Origin of the sequence: Thermosynechococcus sp. HY596, assembly GCF_030518715.1 — a bacterium.
Taxonomy (GTDB): domain Bacteria; phylum Cyanobacteriota; class Cyanobacteriia; order Thermosynechococcales; family Thermosynechococcaceae; genus Thermosynechococcus.
Genome location: NZ_CP130346.1, coordinates 671,766 through 691,280 on the forward strand (window position 1 = coordinate 671,766; position 19,515 = coordinate 691,280).

General features: G+C 54.5%; 24 protein-coding genes. 5 read left to right on the forward strand and 19 right to left on the reverse strand.

From position 1 onward, the window contains the following. Nucleotides 1-44: 44 nt before the first annotated feature. From QYC28_RS03400 to QYC28_RS03445, 10 genes are all read right to left on the reverse strand, one after another. The gene (locus QYC28_RS03400) at nucleotides 45-899 is read right to left on the reverse strand and encodes a M23 family metallopeptidase (protein ID WP_302679843.1); all 855 of its coding nucleotides are present in this window, start codon (nucleotides 897-899) and stop codon (nucleotides 45-47) included. A gap of 131 nt (nucleotides 900-1,030) precedes the next feature. Further along, nucleotides 1,031-1,786 carry a phycobilisome rod-core linker polypeptide gene (locus QYC28_RS03405; RefSeq protein ID WP_149818189.1) on the reverse strand — a complete coding sequence of 252 codons (756 nt, stop codon included), beginning with the start codon at nucleotides 1,784-1,786 and terminating at the stop codon, nucleotides 1,031-1,033. Between the two features lie 33 nt (nucleotides 1,787-1,819). Beyond that, nucleotides 1,820-2,560 carry a phycobilisome rod-core linker polypeptide gene (locus QYC28_RS03410; RefSeq protein WP_302676357.1) on the reverse strand — a complete coding sequence of 247 codons (741 nt, stop codon included), beginning with the start codon at nucleotides 2,558-2,560 and terminating at the stop codon, nucleotides 1,820-1,822. Nucleotides 2,561-2,563: 3 nt separating this feature from the next. After that, the gene (locus QYC28_RS03415) at nucleotides 2,564-3,397 is read right to left on the reverse strand and encodes a phycobilisome rod-core linker polypeptide (protein WP_149818193.1); all 834 of its coding nucleotides are present in this window, start codon (nucleotides 3,395-3,397) and stop codon (nucleotides 2,564-2,566) included. A gap of 15 nt (nucleotides 3,398-3,412) precedes the next feature. After that, entirely contained in the window at nucleotides 3,413-4,054 is a 642-nt protein-coding gene (locus QYC28_RS03420; RefSeq protein WP_225901515.1) for a HEAT repeat domain-containing protein, read from the reverse strand. Further along, on the reverse strand, nucleotides 4,051-4,881 hold the full coding sequence (locus QYC28_RS03425) for a HEAT repeat domain-containing protein (RefSeq protein ID WP_149818197.1): 831 nt from the start codon (nucleotides 4,879-4,881) through the stop codon (nucleotides 4,051-4,053). Before QYC28_RS03425 ends, QYC28_RS03420 begins: the two co-directional genes overlap by 4 nt. A gap of 7 nt (nucleotides 4,882-4,888) precedes the next feature. Next, nucleotides 4,889-5,125: a phycobilisome linker polypeptide gene (locus QYC28_RS03430; RefSeq protein WP_149818199.1), complete on the reverse strand. Its 237-nt coding sequence runs from the start codon at nucleotides 5,123-5,125 to the stop codon at nucleotides 4,889-4,891. Between the two features lie 43 nt (nucleotides 5,126-5,168). Beyond that, entirely contained in the window at nucleotides 5,169-6,032 is an 864-nt protein-coding gene (locus QYC28_RS03435; protein ID WP_149818201.1) for a phycobilisome linker polypeptide, read from the reverse strand. A 113-nt stretch (nucleotides 6,033-6,145) separates the two neighbouring features. Continuing rightward, nucleotides 6,146-6,634 carry a phycocyanin subunit alpha gene (gene cpcA, locus QYC28_RS03440; RefSeq protein ID WP_149818203.1) on the reverse strand — a complete coding sequence of 163 codons (489 nt, stop codon included), beginning with the start codon at nucleotides 6,632-6,634 and terminating at the stop codon, nucleotides 6,146-6,148. Between the two features lie 68 nt (nucleotides 6,635-6,702). Continuing rightward, nucleotides 6,703-7,221: a phycocyanin subunit beta gene (locus QYC28_RS03445; protein ID WP_011057792.1), complete on the reverse strand. Its 519-nt coding sequence runs from the start codon at nucleotides 7,219-7,221 to the stop codon at nucleotides 6,703-6,705. Between the two features lie 433 nt (nucleotides 7,222-7,654). Here QYC28_RS03445 and QYC28_RS03450 point away from each other — a divergent pair, with 433 nt between their 5' ends. Next, the gene (locus QYC28_RS03450) at nucleotides 7,655-8,362 is read left to right on the forward strand and encodes a uracil-DNA glycosylase family protein (protein WP_149818205.1); all 708 of its coding nucleotides are present in this window, start codon (nucleotides 7,655-7,657) and stop codon (nucleotides 8,360-8,362) included. Between the two features lies 1 nt (nucleotide 8,363). Here the strand turns inward: QYC28_RS03450 and QYC28_RS03455 are convergent, their stop codons facing one another. From QYC28_RS03455 to QYC28_RS03495, 9 genes are all read right to left on the reverse strand, one after another. Beyond that, a complete protein-coding gene (locus QYC28_RS03455; RefSeq protein ID WP_149818207.1) occupies nucleotides 8,364-8,723 on the reverse strand; it encodes a PadR family transcriptional regulator in 360 nt (119 codons plus the stop codon). Nucleotides 8,724-9,114: 391 nt separating this feature from the next. Continuing rightward, a complete protein-coding gene (locus tag QYC28_RS03460) occupies nucleotides 9,115-9,675 on the reverse strand; it encodes a 2'-5' RNA ligase family protein (RefSeq protein WP_286626599.1) in 561 nt (186 codons plus the stop codon). Continuing rightward, entirely contained in the window at nucleotides 9,675-10,331 is a 657-nt protein-coding gene (locus QYC28_RS03465) for a class I SAM-dependent methyltransferase (RefSeq protein ID WP_149818211.1), read from the reverse strand. The genes QYC28_RS03460 and QYC28_RS03465 overlap by 1 nt, the downstream gene beginning before the upstream one ends. A gap of 3 nt (nucleotides 10,332-10,334) precedes the next feature. Then, nucleotides 10,335-10,925: a DUF3177 family protein gene (locus QYC28_RS03470; protein WP_149818213.1), complete on the reverse strand. Its 591-nt coding sequence runs from the start codon at nucleotides 10,923-10,925 to the stop codon at nucleotides 10,335-10,337. Between the two features lie 63 nt (nucleotides 10,926-10,988). After that, nucleotides 10,989-12,338, reverse strand: coding sequence for a gluconeogenesis factor YvcK family protein (gene yvcK, locus QYC28_RS03475; RefSeq protein WP_190278196.1), 1,350 nt, complete (start codon nucleotides 12,336-12,338; stop codon nucleotides 10,989-10,991). Then, nucleotides 12,322-12,732 (reverse strand): hypothetical protein, encoded by a 411-nt coding sequence (locus QYC28_RS03480; RefSeq protein WP_149818217.1) that lies wholly within the window; start codon nucleotides 12,730-12,732, stop codon nucleotides 12,322-12,324. The genes yvcK and QYC28_RS03480 overlap by 17 nt, the downstream gene beginning before the upstream one ends. 73 nt (nucleotides 12,733-12,805) lie before the next feature. Beyond that, on the reverse strand, nucleotides 12,806-13,747 hold the full coding sequence (locus QYC28_RS03485) for a folate-binding protein YgfZ (protein WP_149818219.1): 942 nt from the start codon (nucleotides 13,745-13,747) through the stop codon (nucleotides 12,806-12,808). After that, the gene (locus QYC28_RS03490; protein WP_149818221.1) at nucleotides 13,744-14,934 is read right to left on the reverse strand and encodes a bifunctional 2-polyprenyl-6-hydroxyphenol methylase/3-demethylubiquinol 3-O-methyltransferase UbiG; all 1,191 of its coding nucleotides are present in this window, start codon (nucleotides 14,932-14,934) and stop codon (nucleotides 13,744-13,746) included. The genes QYC28_RS03485 and QYC28_RS03490 overlap by 4 nt, the downstream gene beginning before the upstream one ends. Next, nucleotides 14,931-15,986, reverse strand: a complete 1,056-nt coding sequence (locus QYC28_RS03495; protein ID WP_190278197.1) for a thiamine phosphate synthase — start codon at nucleotides 15,984-15,986, stop codon at nucleotides 14,931-14,933. Before QYC28_RS03495 ends, QYC28_RS03490 begins: the two co-directional genes overlap by 4 nt. 84 nt (nucleotides 15,987-16,070) lie before the next feature. On the opposite strand from QYC28_RS03495, the gene QYC28_RS03500 reads away from it, so the two are divergent. From QYC28_RS03500 to QYC28_RS03515, 4 genes are all read left to right on the forward strand, one after another. Further along, nucleotides 16,071-16,628 carry an SPOR domain-containing protein gene (locus tag QYC28_RS03500; RefSeq protein WP_190278198.1) on the forward strand — a complete coding sequence of 186 codons (558 nt, stop codon included), beginning with the start codon at nucleotides 16,071-16,073 and terminating at the stop codon, nucleotides 16,626-16,628. A gap of 141 nt (nucleotides 16,629-16,769) precedes the next feature. After that, complete coding sequence (locus QYC28_RS03505) at nucleotides 16,770-18,086, forward strand: DNA methyltransferase (RefSeq protein WP_302679844.1); 1,317 nt, start codon at nucleotides 16,770-16,772, stop codon at nucleotides 18,084-18,086. Between the two features lie 76 nt (nucleotides 18,087-18,162). Then, a complete protein-coding gene (locus tag QYC28_RS03510) occupies nucleotides 18,163-18,879 on the forward strand; it encodes a hypothetical protein (protein ID WP_302679845.1) in 717 nt (238 codons plus the stop codon). Then, a complete protein-coding gene (locus QYC28_RS03515) occupies nucleotides 18,869-19,477 on the forward strand; it encodes a DUF4033 domain-containing protein (RefSeq protein ID WP_226972039.1) in 609 nt (202 codons plus the stop codon). The genes QYC28_RS03510 and QYC28_RS03515 overlap by 11 nt, the downstream gene beginning before the upstream one ends. Nucleotides 19,478-19,515 lie beyond the last annotated feature (38 nt).

Below are 19,515 nucleotides of genomic sequence, written 5' to 3' on the forward strand. Positions count from 1 at the left end.
ATTTCTTGACCCTAAACTAGGCTCAGCAGCGAGTTATATCGCAACTATTGCCAGCCCTGAGCCAGCCACGATCGCGGATCAACGCACTCGCCATTAACGTAGAGTCCCCAATGTAAATGGGATCCTGTGGAGGCACCCGTATTGCCAACCGTACCAATGACTTGTCCTGCCTCAACCATTTGTCCCTCTTGAACGCGGATTTGATCGAGGTGCAGGTAAATCGTCAGCACCCCCTGCCCATGATCAATACCGATCGTGTTGCCATGGATGAGAAATCCTTGGGATTCTCGCCCCACTAAGGCCACTCGCCCCCGCTGCGCCGCTACTACGGGTGATCCCTTGGGGCCTGCATAGTCCAAACCACGATGGAAGTAGTCCTTGGCAAAAACCCCGTTGTAGTACCGCCGCACGCCGTAGGGTGTGGTCACAGGGCCACTGTTGGGGCGGCGAAAGGCACCTTGCCAGAGTCTTTCGGGGGTGACCAGTGCCTTAAAGGCATCCACGCGATCAAATTCCAAATCCGTTCCTGAGGCGTCTTTGCCCGGTGGGAGCCAAATACTTTGCACAGGAAAGGAGCGATCGCCCACCCACAGCAACAGATTGCGGGTTTCATTTCCTGAGCGAACCACCAATGAACGGCGGCCGGGGGTCTGTAGTGGTGTTGTGGCCACAAACGCACGCCATTGCTGTGGCCCAATGGAGAAGACCGGCAGGGCTTTGCCCGCCACCTCGACTGTGGGTTGTTCTGCAGCGTTGACCACAATGGCCAGCGTATCTCCCAAAACAGCGCGACCGGGACTGACGGTGACCGTAATTGGAATCGTAACTTGACTACTGGCGGGCAGAATGGTGGTAGTGATAATGGCAGGTACTAGCCACGGGAGAAGGCGATCGCGCATAGCGGCAAGAAACAATGAGCCTCTAGATTGGACACGCAAAAATGCACTGGGGTTCCAAGCAGGAACGAATGAGAAAAAGCCGCCAGTAAATTTACCGACGGCCAGATGATTAAAGCATCGTTGAGCGTAATTTAACGCCGGCGGGGCACCTTGGCCAAGTAGTCAATATCAGCGGCACGCAACTGCTGGGCATAGCGAGTCTTGGGCGCGATCGCTGCTGCCAAATTGCGGTATTTGCGGGGGTCGCCCTCCGGTAGCCGCCGCTCTTGGAACTTGCGATCGTAGAATTTCTCCAGCGTAAACCGCCAATCCGTGGTAGTGGTGCCGACTTTGTCGCGGTATTCAAAGCCATAGCGCGGCGTCACGAGGTTAAAGGGACGTCCCTCCATCCGCTTGCGCTGGTAGGGCACCGTAAAGTCACCAAAGGCATTGGTGTATTCCTCACTGTCGAGGAGGGCATCGACAAAGCCATAGAAGCCAAGAGTGCCGATTTTAATTGACCAAGCAATTTTTTCCTCTTCGTTGTAGGCACTGCGCCCCAAGAACCGCCGCAGGCAAACATCCACCAAACGGTAGTTGTCGTTCACAGCCACCACCGTATTGTAGAAGCGCTCTGATTTGGCCAGACCGCGAATGAAGTCCCGCACCGTAATCACTCGGTTCACTAATTGGGATTCCAAGGTGATTTGACGGTTAAAGGCCAAGGTGGCATGCTCACTAAACACCTGCCGATAGCAGGCCCAAATCACCTCGCGGATTTCCGCGTAGGAGGCCGCATCCTCAAGACGATAGATATAGGGGGTATCTTCGTTTTGATCGGCAGTTCCAAAGCTAGCGACGCGGTGGTTTTGAGTCGTGGGTTTGTAGGTGAGTAGAGGTAAGTCCATGGATCTCTCCCAAGTCAAAGAGTGAAACAATAGCTAGCGCAGCGGAAAGGTCGCCGTCGGGTTGATCGACGCCGGTACAGTCGGGCGATCGCGCCGCGTGGTATCGGGGATTTGCACATTGGCCGTGGACACTGGCTTGAACTGCACAGGCGTCACTTTGACCGATCGTGCCATCTCCAAGAAGTTGCGAATGTCGCCCCACTTGTAGCGACTGTTCTCTAACTTATCGCGCCAGTAGTCACCATAGCGAGGGGTCACCAGATTAAAGGGGCGATCTTTATAGCGACGACGCTGGTAGGGCACGGTGTTATCGCCAAAGTTTTGCGTATATTCGTCACTATCCACAAGGGTATCGACAAAGTTCTGCCAACCGTCGGTGGCAATGCGAATGGACCACGCCAGTTCTTCATCTTTGTTGTAAGGGGCACGCCCAAGGAGCCGCTTCAGGGCAATTTCCACCAAGCGATAGTTGGAGTTCGTCTCCACCACCAAGCGACGGAATGTCTCCGATTTGGCCAAGCCGCGAATAAAATCCCGTACCGAAATGGCACGATTGGCTAGTTGGGACTCCAAATGGGGCTGGCGGGTACTCTTGAGGACAACGTGTTCACTAAACACTTGGCGATAGGCTGCCCAAATCAGTTCATCAATATCCGACTGATCCACTGCATCCTCAAGGGAATAGCGCCAAGGGGTGTCTTCATTGGGCACTTCATAGCCCGGTACCCGCTGATTTTGGGAACTAGGGGCATAGCTCAGCAAGGGAATCGTCATGGCTTACACCTTTGGTTGAGAGGGCAAATAACGATAGGGCAACGCAACGGGCACAGGTTTGACCGGTGTCGGCGGCAAATCCCGCTCTTGGGCGGTGTTGGGAACCGTCACCAAACTGGAGGTGGCCCGTGCCACATGGCGTTGAGTATCGAGGGTAGGCACCACAATTGAACGCGCCATAGAGAGGAAGTTGGCTGGAATCGCGCCGCGGATAATTTGCTTGTCCAGTGGCCCTGCGGTGTAGTAGCGCACTTGATAGTAAGAACGGCCACTCAGGGACATTTCCTTGTTGCGCCAGTAGTCGCTGTAGCGGGGATTAACGAGGTTAAAAGGACGCGCCATGCGCCGCCGCCGTTGGTAGGGGACAATATCGGCACCAAAGTTTTGCTGGTACTCGTCGCTGTCCACCAAGGCATCAATAAATCCTTCTAGGCCACGGGTGGCTAAAATAATTGACCAAGCAATCTGCTCCTGCTGGCCATAGGTGGGGCGGCCAAGGAATCGCTTGAAGGAGACATCCACAAGGCGGTAATTGGAATTGACGGCTGCCACTTGCTCGCGATAGACCTCGGACTTACCCAAGCCACGGATAAAATCCTGTACGGAAATGGCACGATTGCGCAGTTGGGATTCTAGGAAGGGCTGACGGTAGGAGGCCAAAATCAGGTGCTCGCTGAAAATTTGGCGATAGGCTGCCCAAATCAGGGCATCCACGTCTGCGGCATCGGTGGCATCGGTGAGGCGGTAGATGACGGGATCATCCTCGGCGGGGACTTCATAACTGACCACCCGCTGGTCAAGGGTTCTGGGCTTCACAGCCAGCAAGGGTAACGACATAACTTTCCAATCCTTTTAGGTGTGCATGGACAGAGAGTCCCTCTGGAGGGCAAGTTGACAACGGGAACGCACAACAATGTCGGGGTCGCGATCGCTCAAATGATTGAGGAGGAAACGCACCGCTTCCCGAAGGGCACGAGCAGCCGCCTGCTGATGCAGATGATCGAGGGCAACACCCACGGCATAGCGAACCGCCCAATCCGCTGCTTCACTGTTGCGTTGAAGAACTGTGAGTGCTTCCCTTAATTGAGCCTCTCTTGCCGTCTCTTCAGGGATTAACTGCCAGCGGAGCGTTCCTAAGGCCTTTGTGGCGGCGCGACGAACACTGGGGGCAAAATCCGACTGCGCGGCAGCCAATAAGACCCGTAGGGCGGCAGGATGACCAATGCTTCCCAAAACTCGCACCCCATAGGCACGGGCACCGTAGTTGTATCCATCCAACTGTGCCAACAGCGGCTCCACGACAGCATCCCCAAGGGCAATGAGGCCTGCCACAGCGGCTTGGGCAGCAGCGGGGTTGTTGTACCCCAAAACCGCAATCAGCGTGGGAATGGCAGCGGTGTCTTTTTGCTGGGCAAGCTGAACCACCGCCTCGCATAGGGCAGGAGCAGAGGTGGCGGTCTCAACGGCATGGATATAGGGATGGAGATCACTCACAGCAGTTGATCCAATCCTTGAAAGAGGGAGAGGGTCTGTTCGGCTGGGGCGGCCTGCCGCAGTTGCTGGCTGAGGATGCCGTGGAGGGCAATGAGCTTGAAGCTCGCTTCAACACCCGCCTGCAAAATAGCCTCTGCTGCGGGTAGATAGCCCATCGCTCCCAAATCCAGAAGCGCTGTCCGCCGCAGTTGCACATCCTCACTGTTGAGAGCCGCCAGCAGGCGATCGCCATACTCGGCCGCTCCCGTGAGCTGAAAAAGTGCCCGCGCGGCGGCAAATTGGACTCGCGGCATCTCATGGGCCAAGAATGGCTCAATCAGGGCAATGGCTTCAGTGGCACCGAGCTGACCCAAGCTTTCAATCACAGCTTCCACCGGCTGCACTAAATGCGGGCGCCCGGGGACGAGCCGCGCCATTGCCACACCCCCTTCTAGGAGCGCTTGTAGGGGCGCGATCGCTTGGGGATCTCCCAACTGACCAAGGGCAATGGCCGCCGCCTCACGGACATAAAAATCCTCGCAGCGCAAGCACTCAATTAACGCCGGTACGGCTTGGCGATCGCCTAACTTGCCCAAGGCACGGGCGGCATTCCGCCGCAGAGGGTAGCCCCCCAATTCTGTGCGATCGGCCTCATCGGCTAAAGCCATCATCAAAGCGCTGACAATGGCCTGCCGCTCCGCTGCCGTTGCCGTTTCTAGGCCAAACTTCCCCAGCCACCACGCCGCATAGTAGCGGAGACTGGTATCCGTCCCCTGAAGCTGCGCCAGCATTTGGGGAACCGTCAGTTGTACCGGTTCAGAGACCGCCGTCATTCCCTCTCCAGACATCAGCCAATTAGGAGGCGACGACAGGGGTAATGGAAACGATTTTGCCCCCCATGCGGGTAATGCGCTGCATCTCTTCATTCATGCGGTTGTAGGGCACCGTAATAAAGGTGCTACCGCTGCGCCGAATCGGAAACCCCATTTTGTCAGTTTCTTCGTTTTGACGCAGACCCACAACCTCGTAGCGGAAAACGCGAGCGCCGGAGGGGCTAAGGGCAGCACTTCCAGACGCAGTTTGACCAAACATGACACCTGACTCCCAATCTCAAAAGGACGCTAAACAAACATTCCTAGGCAGGATTGACACTGACAATGCGAGCACCCGTGCGCTGAAGCTGCTGCATTTTGCTCGACAGTTGCTCATAGGGCACCAAGAAGGCGGTACTGCTGCGGCGCACCCCCGGATAGCCCGGTTGGCGAATGCCCGCCACTTCAATGCGATAGACGCGGCCACTTTCACCAAAGGAACCACCCAAGCAAGCCCGTGGGGGAACATCGGCACTGGGGGTGTAGTAGGCAAAGGCTGTATCGCTACTCGAAGGCGGCACCACCGTATTGGGACTGTTGGTGGCCAGATCCCGCGCTAAACGGGACATGCTGCCTTCTGCTTGGGCGCGATCGCTATTGGCATAGCCACGATAGAGACGGAACATGCGGTTAAAGCCCACTGTTTTCTGACCCGGCTGGCTATTAAAGCCACGGTAATAGGGCACGACCCAATCCCCAAAGCTATCGGTGTATTCGGGGGAATCAATGTAGGAGTCAATGTCGGCATCAAAGCCCTCATTTTCGTAGAGATCCAAATGGAAGATTACTTCCGACTCGTCGTAGGGTGCCCGCCCCAACAAATGCTTATAGTTCAGTTCAATGACACGGGTTTGAAAATTGCCGTAGAGAAACTTCTCTTTGTATAGTTCCGACTTGGCCACTGCGCGCACAAACTCCCGCACGGTAATTTTGCCATTGCGCAACAGTGACTCCGCACTCACCAAACGCTCCGATGCCATGACATAGTCATTGCCCAAGACCTGACGGTAAACGGCACGGATGACAGTCTCTAGATCTTCCTCGCTCCAGTTGGCACGCAGCTCCACCCGCGGAGCATCACTGAAGGCGGAGGTACCCAAGCGCGAAGCAGCAGCAGTAATAGCCACGGTACAAACTCCTAAATATCGAGGGTACAAACAAGCCCGGTGCTGTAAACAAAGGGTCAGCCCAACGCCGACAACATCTGCTTACCTCACCGGGCAACGAAGGGAAACGCCTATTAGCTGAGGGCGTTAATGGCGTAGTCGATGTAGGCGTTGGCTTCCACCGCAGCTTGGCCCGTCAAGCCATGATTGGCTTTGATGTATTTCAGAGCTTCCACATACCAGCTTGGGGAGAGATCAAACGTGCTGTTGATTTCAGACAAGCCAGCGATGAGGTACTCATCCATCGGACCAGTGCCACCGGCAACGAGGCAGTAGGTCACCATCCGCAGGTAGTAGCCGATGTCACGGGCGCACTTGGCTTTGCCTTCGGGGGTCGAGGCATATTGAGAGCCTTGCATGGTGGTGGTGTAGGGGAATTTTTGGTACACCGCTTGGGCTGCGCCGTCAATCAGGCTCTGAGCATTGTTGGTCAGGGCGCGAGCAGCTTCCATGCTGGCCACAGCGCGCTTGAAGCGACCGTCAACCGCTTGCAGCTCGGTGTTGCTAAGGAAACGACCTTGGGTATCAGCGGCGGCAATAGCTTCAGTAATCGGCGTTTTCATGGATAAAATATCTCCCTAAAAAATGTGCGTGTTCAGAACGGTCAAAGTTACAAGACGGTAGCTGTGTCTTAGGCAACAGCGGCAGCGGCACGATCAAAGTAGCCAGCAATCTCAGACATCAGGGCACTGCAATCGCCAGGGGTGATGCCATTGGGATCATTGGCGATCGCGATCGCGGCATCTTTCATTTTTTGGATAGCCACAGCCACGGAGGAGCCGGGGGTACCAAGGGCTTGGTAGGTTTCCCGCAGACCGTTCAAGCAGCGATCATCGAGCACGCTGGAGTCACCGGCCAAAATGGCGTAGGTCACATAGCGCAAGATGATTTCCATGTCGCGCAGGCAAGCAGCCATACGACGGTTGGTGTAAGCATTCCCACCGGGTTGGATCAGTTGGGGTTGCTCTGCAAAGAGGGCACGAGCAGCGTTAGCAACGATCGTGGAGGCATTGCTGGTGATGCGGTTGACGGCATCCAGACGCTTGTTGCCTTCTTTCACCAAGTTGGACAGGGCATCGAACTGGGCGTTGGTGAGGAATTCACCGCGGGCATCGGCCTGAGCGACAACTTTGGCAAATGCATCTAGCATGGATCAATTCTCCTTAAAGGTTGTTAAAGAAGTTAGAACTTCTTGACATTCCTGCCCCTAGCGGGATTGCAGGATTTTTATGGTGTTTTTGTGTCAACCCATAAAGGCTGTGTCAAGCAACCTTAGAGCGACCAAGCTGATCCTTGGTGTGGATATGTCAGGTCACGAACACCACAGTGGTGGGTGCCGGAAAGGTCGAATAACAGCCTGTGTTTCCCTAGGTGAGGTCAACAACCGTGCTGTTAAACCCTTCAGGTATTTCTTATACAATGCAGTGGGAAACCTGTTTCGCCGTAGTTATTAATTTGTAAAATACTTTTGTGAGATAAATTAAGCTTCCCGCGATCGCCATAAAATTGGTGCGATTTGTCCTAAGTTTTTCCTAAGTTTCGTGAAGTTTCTTTAACATTATTCTCAGGAAGTTACGATCCACATGAGTGAACCGTTGCAATTTAGCTTATTTGACACCCCCACCGAGGCCGAACCTGCACCAGCGACGCCCCTTGATGCTGCCACCTACGATCAAATTCCACTGCGGGCTGAGGTGCCCATTCCCGCCGGTACCTACCGCGACTTGGAGGCGCTTGCGGCGCATTGTCAGCAGTGTCAACGCTGTGGCTTAGCGGCCACCCGTACCCATGTGGTGGTCAGCCGTGGTAATCCCGCCGCCAAGCTGATGATTATTGGGGAAGGACCGGGTCAAGCGGAGGATGAAACGGGTCGCCCCTTTGTTGGCAAGGCAGGGCAGCTCCTCGATAAAATCCTTGCTTCGGTCAATCTCGATAGTGAACGGGATGCCTATATCTGCAACATTGTGAAGTGCCGCCCCCCCGGCAACCGCGTCCCAACACCCGTGGAAGCAGCAGCCTGTTTGCCCTACCTCCTAGAGCAGATTCGCTTGGTGAATCCCCGCATTATTTTGCTGGCGGGGGCAACGGCTGTCTCTGGATTGCTGAAAGATAATCGCGGCATTACCAAAATTCGTGGCCAGTGGATTGAATGGCAGGGACGCTGGTGTATGCCGATTTTTCATCCTGCTTATCTGTTGCGAAATAACTCGCGGGAGCCGGGCAGTCCCAAGTGGCTAACGTGGCAGGATATGCAAGCCGTGCGCGATCGCCTGCGCCAACTCGATGCTTAGATTACTCCTGACGGTGGGGATGTTCCTGCAAATAGCGTAGCCAAAGCTCCGAAAGTTCCCGCGCCTGTTGCTCCTTTTCGCCAACAATGTGGTACATTCGCCGCGGCCGACCGCGACCTTCCACCTTCTTCCAATAACCATCAATAATTCCCTCATCCTCAAGGAATTTGAGGGCGCTGTAAAGAACCGTATCAGAAAGGCGGTAAAGAGGATATTCGTTTTCAATGGCTTGAATCAGCGCCGTGCCATAGGAGTCCCCCTTTTCCACAAGGGTATAGAGCACATAGCACACCGCAACTTCCTTGCTCAGGTAAACGGGCGGTGGCTGGCGGAAAAAGGTGTAGATATCTTCCAGTTTCATAACCTTATCCTCAGCAATGGGCTACTGCTGATCCATTGACTCCCCAAAATTCCTCAGATCATGGAAGCGTCTGAATTCAACTCTGTTGCTCCAAATGATAGAAAACACAAATACTCCCCCCTTAATATCAGCACTTGCCTCTAGCCTCATATAGCGCATGAAAGTCACTAAGTATTTATCACTACCAAGACTACAATATTGTTTTACAACCCTTTCCTGAGATATAGGAGAAACAGTCTTCTCCCGTATCGGCTTTCACGATTTTAAGCGTGTGCCATCCTTGTGCAAAGGGCTATACTTCTGATTTTAGGAAGTCTGAGAGAAAAGTGTTCCTTGCATCATAATTCCGCAGTTGGCAAAAATCAAGTCATTGACTTGTCGCAAATTGATTTCAAGGGGCATCAGGGGCAAGGTTTCTTAACAAAAATTCACGATAAATCTGCCAGCGGCGGCCATTGTGCACCAGCAGTGTGAGGTGGGATACCCAACAGCGAGCCGCAAAGGATTGTGCTTGAAAGTCTGCCCAAGCGTGGCGAAAGTTGTCCTTGGTTAAATCACGAAAGGCGATCGTCATGTGGGGGGTAAAAGGGTGCCGCCGGGTGAAGGGAAGGTTCAAGGGTTGAGCTACGCTCTTAACTAAGTTGGCTTGGAGCATTTTCAGATCTGGGGTGGCGGCAACATGAATGTAAATGACCCGCGGCGGAAAGGCAGCAAAGCCATTGAGAATCAATTCCACTGGAGCAGCTTGGCGGGAAAAGGTTTCTAGGGCTTGCTCTAGATCTGCTACTGCTACATGTGGCCACCAAAAGGGGGGATAGAGGGTGACGTGGGGTGGGGAGCGTAGTGCTGCTTGGGTTTGGTAGCGATCGCAACAATACTGCTTGAGGCGGGTGACTTCAGCCTGAATGTCAGCATTGGGCAACAAAGCAATAAAGTAATGCCGCCGGTTCATTAGCGCTGTGCCACAACGGTCCAATGGCGATCGGAGGTGAGGGTGGCTTGCCACTGCTGCGGCGGCTGCGGCAAGGTTTTGAACAGATCCCTCATTTCCGTTAAGGTCAGTGCCGCATGGAGCGAATCGGCAAACAGTTGCCGTTGTTGGGGCGTGTCTTGACCCGCATATTGGTCAACCAAGGCTTGCAGTTCTGCCCGCGTTTGCGGACGACAGAGATCGCGGATAAACAGGGTGCCTTGGGGACGGAGCACCCGCAGCATTTCCCCTAGGGCAGGCTGGGGATCGGCTAAGTGATGGACAAGGCTATTGCTGATAACGACATCAAAACTCGCTGCGGCAAAGGGCAAGGCTTTGGCATCCCCTTGCATAAAGTTTAATTGGGGACTGTGGTGCCGGGCGATCGCCAGCATGGCTGGACTGAGGTCAATCCCTGTTAGTTGCCAATGGGGATAGCGTTGATGCAGCATTTGCAGAATCCGCCCGTTCCCTGTACCCACATCTAAGACTTTTAGAGGTTGCTCAACACTGGCTAAGACTGCGGCTAAATCTTCACAGAAGACGGCATTAACGGCAGTAAAATCCATGGCGTCATAGGCGGCAGCCGTTTCTGGCGTTTCCATGACCTCAGGTTCAAGAATGCGTTGCAGCGGCATAGGCTATAGACCCGTGGCCGATCGCCCCTGCTTGGGTAAGCGCACAAACACAAAGTAGCTCAGGTAGAGCAGATAAATCACCAGTGCAACCGCCGCAAAGAAGCCAAGGGTGCCAGCGCGGGCTTGGGCATGGAAAATATCTTTGAACATCAGGGGCGGCTCGAGCCAGACTTGGCAACTGGGGGTCTGAACGGCACCAGCGACAAACGCACAGGGCAAATAAAAGGCCTGACCAATGGCGGCAAGGGTACAGTAGAGCGTGATTGCCCAACGCCAGCTACTAAAGACCTGACCAATCAAATCTTGGCGATCGCTAATTTCTTCATTGAGATCGACCCAGAACCAGAGGCTAATGGGAATCAGTACCAAGGCCATAAATCCCGTGACGTAGGCCACTGGCCACTGGGGCATCATCAGATATACCGTAATTGCCAATAGACTGGACACCCGCCAATAGATAATCAGCAGTTGAGTAATGGCTGGCACATTCTGAATCGTTGACCACAAGAGCAGGATCAAGGGAATAACGACTGTAAACAGTACCGCCAAGCGGTAGTCCATCCACACGAGCGAGCGCAGAAGTTCCAAGGACATGGCAGGCCACAGACCCAAGTGCAACGGTTCTATTATTAGGGATCGCCTTCCCAAGGCACAAGGCTAGAGCGATCGCACGCGTTCATACCAACGCATCAGAATGGCTGCTAACTTTTGCGAATCATGGCGCACGGTTGGCGTGGATTCGTCCATCACATCAGCAAGGATCAGCCGACAGTTTTGGCGGGTCAGGGCTTCCCGATCAATAGCCACAGCGGTACTTCCCTGCTGCGCATAGCGTTCAAGGTGAGCAGCACTGGGGGGATATTTTTGCACCAGCACTGCATCAAACAGGCGATCGCCCGTGACCGCATCAAGAGCACGCACATGATCACTCACAGCATAGCCATCGGTTTCCCCCGGCTGCGTCATAATGTTGCAGACGTAAACACAGGGGCACTGCCGCTCCGCTAGGGCTTGGGCAATCTCAGGCACCAAAAGATTGGGAATGATACTCGTATAGAGACTGCCGGGGCCAAGGATAATGTAGTCGGCTTCATGGAGAGCTTGAATGGCGCGGGGTAGGGCTTTGGGGGCAGGGGGAGAGCAACCAATTTCGACAATTTTGCCGCGGGCGGCTGTAATGTTGGACTCCCCATGAATGAGGCGACCATCGGCAAGGCGTGCCCAAAGGGTCATATCTGTTAGGGTGGCTGGCAACACTTGACCACGAATGGCCAAGACCGCTGAACTGGTGGCGATCGCTCGCTCCAGATCCCCCGTGATATTTGTCATCGCCGTCAGAAACAAATTGCCAAAACTGTGCCCCGCCAAGCCATCGCCCGCCTCAAAGCGGTACTGAAAGAGTTCGGTGACGATTTTCTCCTCATCCGCTAGCGCCGCCAAGCAGTTGCGAATATCCCCCGGTGGCAGCACCCCAATTTCTCGCCGCAGTCGTCCGGATGAGCCGCCATCATCGGCCATCGTCACAATGGCAGTGATATTGGAACTATAGAGCTTGAGTCCCCGCAAGAGGGTTGACAGCCCCGTACCGCCCCCAATGGCCACAATTTTCGGGCCTCGCCCCAAGCGCCGATGGGTGAGGAGTCGCTCCACAAGCGCCTTATCGTCCTCTGGCAGTAGGACTTCCGTAATGGAACCAAGGGTACGGGCATAGCCCCAAGCAATCAGTGCCAACCCCCCAAGCAGCAGTAAAGGGCCACTGATGTAGCTGGGCACAAAACGGGCAATACTTTGAACAAACTGCTCTAGAAATTGCAGGAAGTAAAAAATGGGGGTGAGGTTGATGCTAATGGCAAAGCCCAGACTAGCCAGCAAAACGCCAACTGCACTAATTAGGAGCCATCGTTTCACCAGTAGCCCAGGGAGCAACCATTGGGACCACAAACGGATTTTACGACGGGCTGGACGCAGTCTTGCTGAGAGTTGTTGAGCCTTATTCGCTCTCCTCATCCGCACCAATACCCAAATAGGTTTTACCGAGGTAGCGGGCGAGGCGCTGGAGTGGATTGGTCACTTGGGTTTGGTGTTCAGCGTGGTCACTATTCACAGGAACGCCTAAAATGCCTGAAAATTCGTCATCACTGATTTCCCCCGCCTGATGTTGGGCAAAGGAATCCACCACCTGCACCAGTTCATCGGTGGAAAACTCAAAACCATGCTGACTGGCAAAATCCACCACTTTCGGTGCCATTTTTCCCCGCAGCGCGGCCAGTTCCTCGGCATCGAGTTCGGCAGCCCCGCTGATATTGCCATCCCCTACCCCCAGAAGGTTTTCCAATTCATCCCGCAGTTTGGCATCCTCAGCGGTCTTTTGCATGAACGCTAATACCTGTGCCGTGGCCATAGGCTTCCTTCCTTCGGTCAGTAAACGTCTGCACGAACCGATTGGATTATAACATTCTCTAATGAGAGTATTTTTAGGCAACAGTTCTTAAGAAGGGTACCTCGACCACTTGGGCAGTCACGCCCTCTGGGGTGTGCAACGTCAACCCAGCACCGCCCACTTTTGTGCGCACATAGCCGAGGCCAAAGGCACCCTTCTCTAGGGGAGTACAACTGGTGAGCAGACCCACTTTTTCACCGGCTAGGAGTAAGGGGGTGGGGGGTGTCACTACGGCACTTAAGTCCAGTCCCCAGAGATGTTGTTTGACCCCTTGGTAGGTGTTGAGGCGAGCGATCGTTTCTTGGCCAATGTAGCAGCCCTTATTGAAAGAAATCGTATGCCCCAGTCGGGCTTCGAGGGGGTTATAGTCTTCGGTGAGTTCAGCCTCGGCAGCCGGACGGCCTTGGCGGATGCGTAGGTGCTCCCAGTCGGCATCACTCAGTTGGGGATAGGGATGAAGTAAATCGCTGAGGGGGCGATCGCTCCAAAGGGTGAAACCCGGAATTGCTAGGCCACTGGTGGCAGCAAGGGTTAAGGGAACACCTTCGTGGGTGACAGTGACATGATCATAGGGATGCGCTAATCCTTCAAGACCAAATTGAGCGCTGATCTTCTCAGCAACACTCCCAAAAACTCGATAGCAGTAGCTCTCAGCAGTGCGATCGCTCACCTGCACATCGTCGCCAAAGAAGATGTACTTATCGAGCCATTTCAAGAGAAACTCGCGGCGCTGCGGTGACACCAGTAGATCCACCCACTCCCTATGAACAAGTAGGGTGACAAGATCAAGGGTGCGCGCCGTCGAGGTCAGAAAAACCGTATCTGCCCCTTGGCCGGGTTGCAAGACAAGACAGTTATTGGAGCTTTGATTGTGCAAAAACTTCAGGCGATCGCCCCCCGTAAGGCGTAGACGTCCCCAATGACTGCAATCATAGACTGCCCCACTGGCAGAGACTATTTCCAGTAGATCCGTCATTCTTTTACTCCTAAGAGAAGTAAGTCCCGCTCAAGGAGCGATCGCACCCCTGCAAGATTGAAGCCCGGTTGCTCAGCTAATACCTCAGCCACGTTTTTTTGACCCGTCGCAGCCGTCAGGAATTGCTGCTCAGCCTGATTGAGCTGAATCACATCATAGTGACAGTTAAAGACACAGGCTCCTGGCCAGCCATCTAAGCAGGGGTGTCGCCACGGAATGGCCACCAGCAGAGCCGCATCCTCAGACCAATCGTGACGGGGCAGCGGCGGCTTGGCCAAAAAGAACTCAAAGTGGGTCATTGCCTCAGGGTCAAGGCATTCAATGAGTTGATATTGCTGGATCGGATCTAAGTGCTGTGCCCGGTGCAAAAGTTCTGGCTGCGTGCCCAACAGCCGCTCCAACCGCCAAACTTGGGGATTGGAAAAGCCAACGAATTCTAGGCCAGAGGCAGCAATGAGATCAAAGAGGCTGGCGATCGTGTAGTCAATTTCTTGGGGATGCACATACATATCAGCAAAGCATTCATCCCGCTGATTTTCGAGGCTCCAGCGCTCCTGCTCGCGCTTTTTCAGGCGGTTGTTCTGCGGCAATGCGGCAAAGAGTTGTCGTCCAATGGCCACCCCCTCGCGATAGTTGTGGCGATCGCTCCCTAGAAGGAGGGCAATGGCCTGCTGCATCAGTTTAATTTCCCAGCGACCGTAGGCTCCATAAACAAAGATGTGCAAAATGCCGCCGGGGGCAAGAACATCGGCGAGAGCTTGAATACCCCGCTGCGGATCCGGCAGATGGTGCAGCACGCCCACACAGTTAATCATCTGGAACCTTTGCCCCAGTTGTGCCACATCCTCTAGGCTTAGGTGGTGAAATTCGACATTGGTGGCGCCCGATCGCCGGCAGCGTTCGCGGGCAATCTCCAAAGCACCCTCACTGAGATCCAACGCGGTAATCTTTGCCTGCGGATTCAAATGGGCGAGATATTCCGTTCCTACACCAGTGCCACAACCGGCATCGAGAATGGCAACCTCTAACTGGGAGGGATAGCGTCCTGTGCAAAAGCTATAGGCCGCCGGCCAAGACCAGCGCCAGTTGTACCCCGGTGGTGGCTCATCAAGGAGCGGTTCCGGCGGAAAAGGATAGGTATTGTACAGTTGCCGCACAGCAGCAGTAATCTCAGCCGCCGAGGTCATGATGGTTCCCTTTGAGATAAGCGTCGTAATAATTCTCGGGTGGTTGCCTCTGGGTCAGCCGCATCCATAATGGCGCGGACAACGGCCACCTGAGTCGCCCCGGCCTTGACCACCTCATCAATGTTACTGAGATCAATGCCGCCAATGGCAAACTGCGGCATCGGGGCGTGTTTGCGGGCGTATTGGAGATAGTCAAAGCCCACAGCCGCTTTACCGGGCTTGGTAGGAGTCGCAAAAATCGGCCCAACACCCACATAATCGGCACCTTCAGCAATGGCGCGCTCCAGTTCTTGGGGATTGGTGGTCGAGCGTCCCACGAGGCGATCGCGCCCTAAAATTTGCCGAGCCAGTTCCATGGGAATATCCGTCTGTCCGAGGTGGACACCATCGGCATTGGCACCAACGGCAATATCCACGCGATCGTTGACCAAAAACAGGGCGCCGTAGCGTTGGCACAGCGCTTGTAACTGGCGAGCCGTGGTTAGACGGGTGTGATCATCACTGGTTTTGTCGCGGTATTGCACAAGGGGCAGTCCCCCCTTCAAAGCAGCTTCGACGGTTGCCAGCAGGCGATCGCTGGGGGCAGTCACCAGATAGAGCTTTGCCCCTTGCAGGCGTTGCGCTCGAGCTTGGCGCGGGTTGAGGATCAGGGCTTGCTCGAGAATGTAAACGCGATAGCGGAGGGCTTTGGCGGTGTCACTCAGCTCAGTGTCCGTCAATTTCGCGTATTCTTCAATCACCCGCAGGGCTTCTTGGACACGGGCAAAGTTAGCGGTGAGCACCTCGCTGAGGGTCTGGCGATCGCGCTCTTGGGGATGACTCAAAGCAGTCCCCGGATCCTGATCCGTTTGTCGTGCCGCCCGCAACTCTGGGGTATGGTAGCGGCCAAGGGTTTGGCGCAAATCTTTACATTCTGCACTCAGGGCAGCATCTTCGCGGCCAAAGCGGCACCATTCCTCAATCACCCGCAGACCTTCGCGGGCACGGTCAAGGTTGGCATCGAGAATCCGCCGGATGCGTTGCCCCTCAAATCCGGGAGCTAAATTTTGCATAGCACGTCCGATCCCCACAGAAAAGAATCAACACAGTTCTGTTCACCGTTCATCGGCATTGTTGATAGCGCAATGAAGTTTTTGATGAGCCGTTTCAGCATTCACTCCCAGCCGTGGTTGAGTCACCTATGTTTGATCCTAATGGGTTGGGGGACGCCCGTATTGGCGGCAGAACCGATTCCCATCCCCGTGCCACCGCCAGAGGTGAATACCGTCATCCCGATTCCCGTGCCTGCCCCAGAGGTGAGTACCGCGCCAATTCCCACCCCACCGCCGCAGCAGCTTGACAACTCCCTCGAACGATTGCCGGTGCCTAGTGGCCCGATTCCGATGGGATTTGTGGGTCGCGATCGCGCGATGAATCAATTGCCGCCCCCACCAGACATTTCTGATGCAAACTTGGCAACACTAGCTCCCGTAGCCCCCAGAACGCGGTTTCGAGTCATTGTTTTGGATTTGCGGGAGGATGATCTGGCCAATCAAGAACGCCTGCGATCGCTCGTTCCCGAAGTGATACCCATTACCTTGGGTCAGCGCCGCGCCCTACAAGTGGGAAGTTTCCAAAACGAGGCCAATGCCACCGAAATGCGCGCCTTTATGGAGGTCAATGGCTTCCGCGCTGAGATTCAACGTCTGCCCTAAACGACCTCAATTGGATCAAGAACGCTGCAAAGAGGCCTAAAGAGTGCCCGCTTTTTGAGGCAGTGAAGTGAACCCCCTGCCAATGCAGTCAATTTTTCATAGACTTTAGAGGATTAGGAGCAAATCGCCACAGGAGTTGAGTTGCTAAAACATTCTAAGGATACAACCGTTCCCAAAGACAATGGCAATATCAACAAGATAGATGAGCAAGACCGCGCCTTTCATGACTGGTATCGGTTTGTGCTCTCTTATCCGCCCCATCTTGTGAGGGATTATATAGAAGACTTTGGCTTGAATGCAGAGAGTGTCATCCTCGACCCCTTTTGCGGCACAGGCACAACGCTGGTTGAGTCGAAGCTGCGTGGAATCCCCTCATTGGGTACCGAAGCCAATCCATTTGCCCATTTTGCGACGTGTGTTAAGACGGATTGGGATGTTGATCCGGATTTACTCTACCGTCACTCCTGTGAGATCGCAGAATTTGCCCTTGACATCCTGCGGCAGCAAGGGATAGAGGACTCGCTGCCTTTTGAGGGGAATATTGCGGATCTACCGTTACGCCAACTCTCGCCAGAGCAACATAAACTCATCCTTACGGGGTCGATCAGCCCGATTCCCTTGCACAAGGTCTTGGTACTCCTTGACTGCTTAGAGAAATACAGAATAGAACAGGTCTATCGGCATCAACTGCTAGCGATCGCCAACATACTGGTTTTTGCCGTGAGTAATTTGCGCTTTGGCCCTGAAGTGGGTGTTGGCAAGCCTAAAGTTGATGCACCAGTGATTAGTGCTTGGCTCGCCAAAATTGATGAAATGGTGGAGGATTTGCGGCAGGTCAAAAATCAAAATGATGCCCCTGCCCACGTCTATCTGGCGGATGCAAGGTGTCCTGACCGAGTATTGCCGCCGCAGTCCGTTGATGCGGTAATCACGTCGCCCCCGTATCCCAACGAAAAGGACTACACCAGAACAACTCGCCTTGAATTGGTACTCCTAGGTTTCATCAAAACCAAGGCGGATTTACAGGCTTTGAAAAAGAGTCTACTGCGTTCCAATACCCGCAATGTGTATAAGGCCGATGACGACGATCGCTGGGTTCAAAATCATCCCGAAATTCAGAGGATAGCAGCTGAAATTGAACGCCGCAGAATTGAGCTGGGTAAAACGTCTGGCTTTGAAAGGCGCTACAGCAAAGTAACAAGGCTTTATTTCGGCGGTATGGCGCGCCACTTGGCTGCCCTGCGATCGCTCCTGCGCCCCAATGCCCAACTAGCCTACGTCGTGGGTGACCAAACCTCCTATTTGCGCGTAATGATTCCCACTGGCCAGCTGTTAGCCGACACCGCCCAATCCCTTGGCTATGAGGTTGTGCGTACAGATCTCTTCCGAACACGGTTTGCCAGTGCCACCAAGGAGCAACTGCGCGAAGAAGTGGTGATCCTACGCTGGAAAGGCTAATGCAGCCAATTCAGACAAGCTGAGGGGCTATAGAATTACGGTAGAATAAAGCATCAATTGGCAGTATACCCACCCTATGGTTACCTCTTGGGCGAAATGGTCATTGCCGCGACCTCAACGGCACTCAACTGTGCTGCACCACAGGCGATTGCCCAAAGGGCACGCGACGCGATCGCAACGGCTGCGCTGGAAATCCTTCGTTTTTAATCTGCTGTCTGAGCGTCTTTTGCTGGTCATCGGCGGACTGGGGGCCGGCCTTCTCCTGTGGCAAACCGATGGCCCTTTGATGGTGGCCACCCTGAGCGGTGTGGGTACGATTTTTCTCCTCAGTCGCTGGCAATGCCGACTGTTGACCCTATGGCAAGACCTGCGCCAACAGATGTCCCAATGGCTACACCATCCCTTCGCCTTTACGGTGGTCGCGGGTCTGTTGGCCTGTTTGGGCACCTATACCCTTTTGCATTTGGGTCAGCACACCGCAGATCCATGGCTCGTGGTGGCGCTTGTCATCCTCGGCATTCTTTTAGTGGCCGTCATTGCCCTTCTTGGGACGCTCATGGGGCAACTGCAACAGCAGCAACAGCTCCAACAGGTGTCTCAGTGGTTTGCTGACCTCAGCCATCCGCAACCGCTCCATCGGCTAGTGGCCATTCGCCAGTTAGCACGTGTCCCTAGAAATACTGATTGCCGCCAGGTGCAGGAAGCCCTGTATTTGCTGCTGGGACAGGAAACGGATCCAATCGTTCGCCGTGCTGCCCTTGAGGTGCTCGATCAGCTTGACGATGCCGCCTGAGTCCCTCAACTGGCTAGAGCGATGGTGCTTGGCTCGGTTGATTCGAGCGATCGCTAGTGTCATTGGGGTTGAGCCACAGCGATTCGACTACGTTGGCTTTGTTGAAATCACACGGCAAGTGAAGCAGGGGCGATCGCCCGTGCAGCAGCAGGCTATCGTGGCCACCGTCTTTGATCGGTTAGTCCCCCCTGTCATCAGCACCTTGGTGCGCACACTCTTTCGCCCGACCCGTTGGGTCTGTGAGTGGAATGCGTGGTTTGCCACCCGCCTCACGGGCTGGTTAGTGGGAGCCAGCGATCGCTACTGGGTCGAGGTCATTCCCCCCGATCAACCCCGCCAATGGCAACACAGTGGCGTGCGCATTCAAAAATGCCGCTATCTTGCTGAATCTCAATGCGTGGCACTCTGTATCAACCTGTGCAAAAAGCCCACAGAGCAATTCTTTCGGCAGCGATTTGGCATTCCCTTGACGATGACGCCCAACTTTAGCGACTACAGTTGCGAAATGGTTTTTGGTACCCCTGCCCAGCCGATTCCTGAGCCGACGCTGCCGCCGTGTTGGGAAGATCCGAGTCAACCCCCCTGCTCCCACGTTTAAGAGCATTCCTTTCAGAAAGAATTTTTGCTGATTGACAA

What these genes read in the sequence shown, in the direction of transcription:
- QYC28_RS03400 (WP_302679843.1), bottom strand. Translation starts at nt 899, where the DNA reads ATGCGCGATCGCCTTCTCCCGTGGCTAGTACCTGCCATTATCACTACC.
- QYC28_RS03405 (WP_149818189.1), bottom strand. Translation starts at nt 1,786, where the DNA reads ATGGACTTACCTCTACTCACCTACAAACCCACGACTCAAAACCACCGC.
- QYC28_RS03410 (WP_302676357.1), bottom strand. Translation starts at nt 2,560, where the DNA reads ATGACGATTCCCTTGCTGAGCTATGCCCCTAGTTCCCAAAATCAGCGG.
- QYC28_RS03415 (WP_149818193.1), bottom strand. Translation starts at nt 3,397, where the DNA reads ATGTCGTTACCCTTGCTGGCTGTGAAGCCCAGAACCCTTGACCAGCGG.
- QYC28_RS03425 (WP_149818197.1), bottom strand. Translation starts at nt 4,881, where the DNA reads ATGTCTGGAGAGGGAATGACGGCGGTCTCTGAACCGGTACAACTGACG.
- QYC28_RS03430 (WP_149818199.1), bottom strand. Translation starts at nt 5,125, where the DNA reads ATGTTTGGTCAAACTGCGTCTGGAAGTGCTGCCCTTAGCCCCTCCGGC.
- cpcA (WP_149818203.1), bottom strand. Translation starts at nt 6,634, where the DNA reads ATGAAAACGCCGATTACTGAAGCTATTGCCGCCGCTGATACCCAAGGT.
- QYC28_RS03445 (WP_011057792.1), bottom strand. Translation starts at nt 7,221, where the DNA reads ATGCTAGATGCATTTGCCAAAGTTGTCGCTCAGGCCGATGCCCGCGGT.
- QYC28_RS03450 (WP_149818205.1), top strand. Translation starts at nt 7,655, where the DNA reads ATGAGTGAACCGTTGCAATTTAGCTTATTTGACACCCCCACCGAGGCC.
- QYC28_RS03455 (WP_149818207.1), bottom strand. Translation starts at nt 8,723, where the DNA reads ATGAAACTGGAAGATATCTACACCTTTTTCCGCCAGCCACCGCCCGTT.
- QYC28_RS03460 (WP_286626599.1), bottom strand. Translation starts at nt 9,675, where the DNA reads ATGAACCGGCGGCATTACTTTATTGCTTTGTTGCCCAATGCTGACATT.
- QYC28_RS03465 (WP_149818211.1), bottom strand. Translation starts at nt 10,331, where the DNA reads ATGCCGCTGCAACGCATTCTTGAACCTGAGGTCATGGAAACGCCAGAA.
- QYC28_RS03470 (WP_149818213.1), bottom strand. Translation starts at nt 10,925, where the DNA reads ATGTCCTTGGAACTTCTGCGCTCGCTCGTGTGGATGGACTACCGCTTG.
- yvcK (WP_190278196.1), bottom strand. Translation starts at nt 12,338, where the DNA reads ATGAGGAGAGCGAATAAGGCTCAACAACTCTCAGCAAGACTGCGTCCA.
- QYC28_RS03480 (WP_149818217.1), bottom strand. Translation starts at nt 12,732, where the DNA reads ATGGCCACGGCACAGGTATTAGCGTTCATGCAAAAGACCGCTGAGGAT.
- QYC28_RS03485 (WP_149818219.1), bottom strand. Translation starts at nt 13,747, where the DNA reads ATGACGGATCTACTGGAAATAGTCTCTGCCAGTGGGGCAGTCTATGAT.
- QYC28_RS03490 (WP_149818221.1), bottom strand. Translation starts at nt 14,934, where the DNA reads ATGACCTCGGCGGCTGAGATTACTGCTGCTGTGCGGCAACTGTACAAT.
- QYC28_RS03495 (WP_190278197.1), bottom strand. Translation starts at nt 15,986, where the DNA reads ATGCAAAATTTAGCTCCCGGATTTGAGGGGCAACGCATCCGGCGGATT.
- QYC28_RS03500 (WP_190278198.1), top strand. Translation starts at nt 16,071, where the DNA reads ATGAGCCGTTTCAGCATTCACTCCCAGCCGTGGTTGAGTCACCTATGT.
- QYC28_RS03510 (WP_302679845.1), top strand. Translation starts at nt 18,163, where the DNA reads ATGGTTACCTCTTGGGCGAAATGGTCATTGCCGCGACCTCAACGGCAC.
- QYC28_RS03515 (WP_226972039.1), top strand. Translation starts at nt 18,869, where the DNA reads ATGCCGCCTGAGTCCCTCAACTGGCTAGAGCGATGGTGCTTGGCTCGG.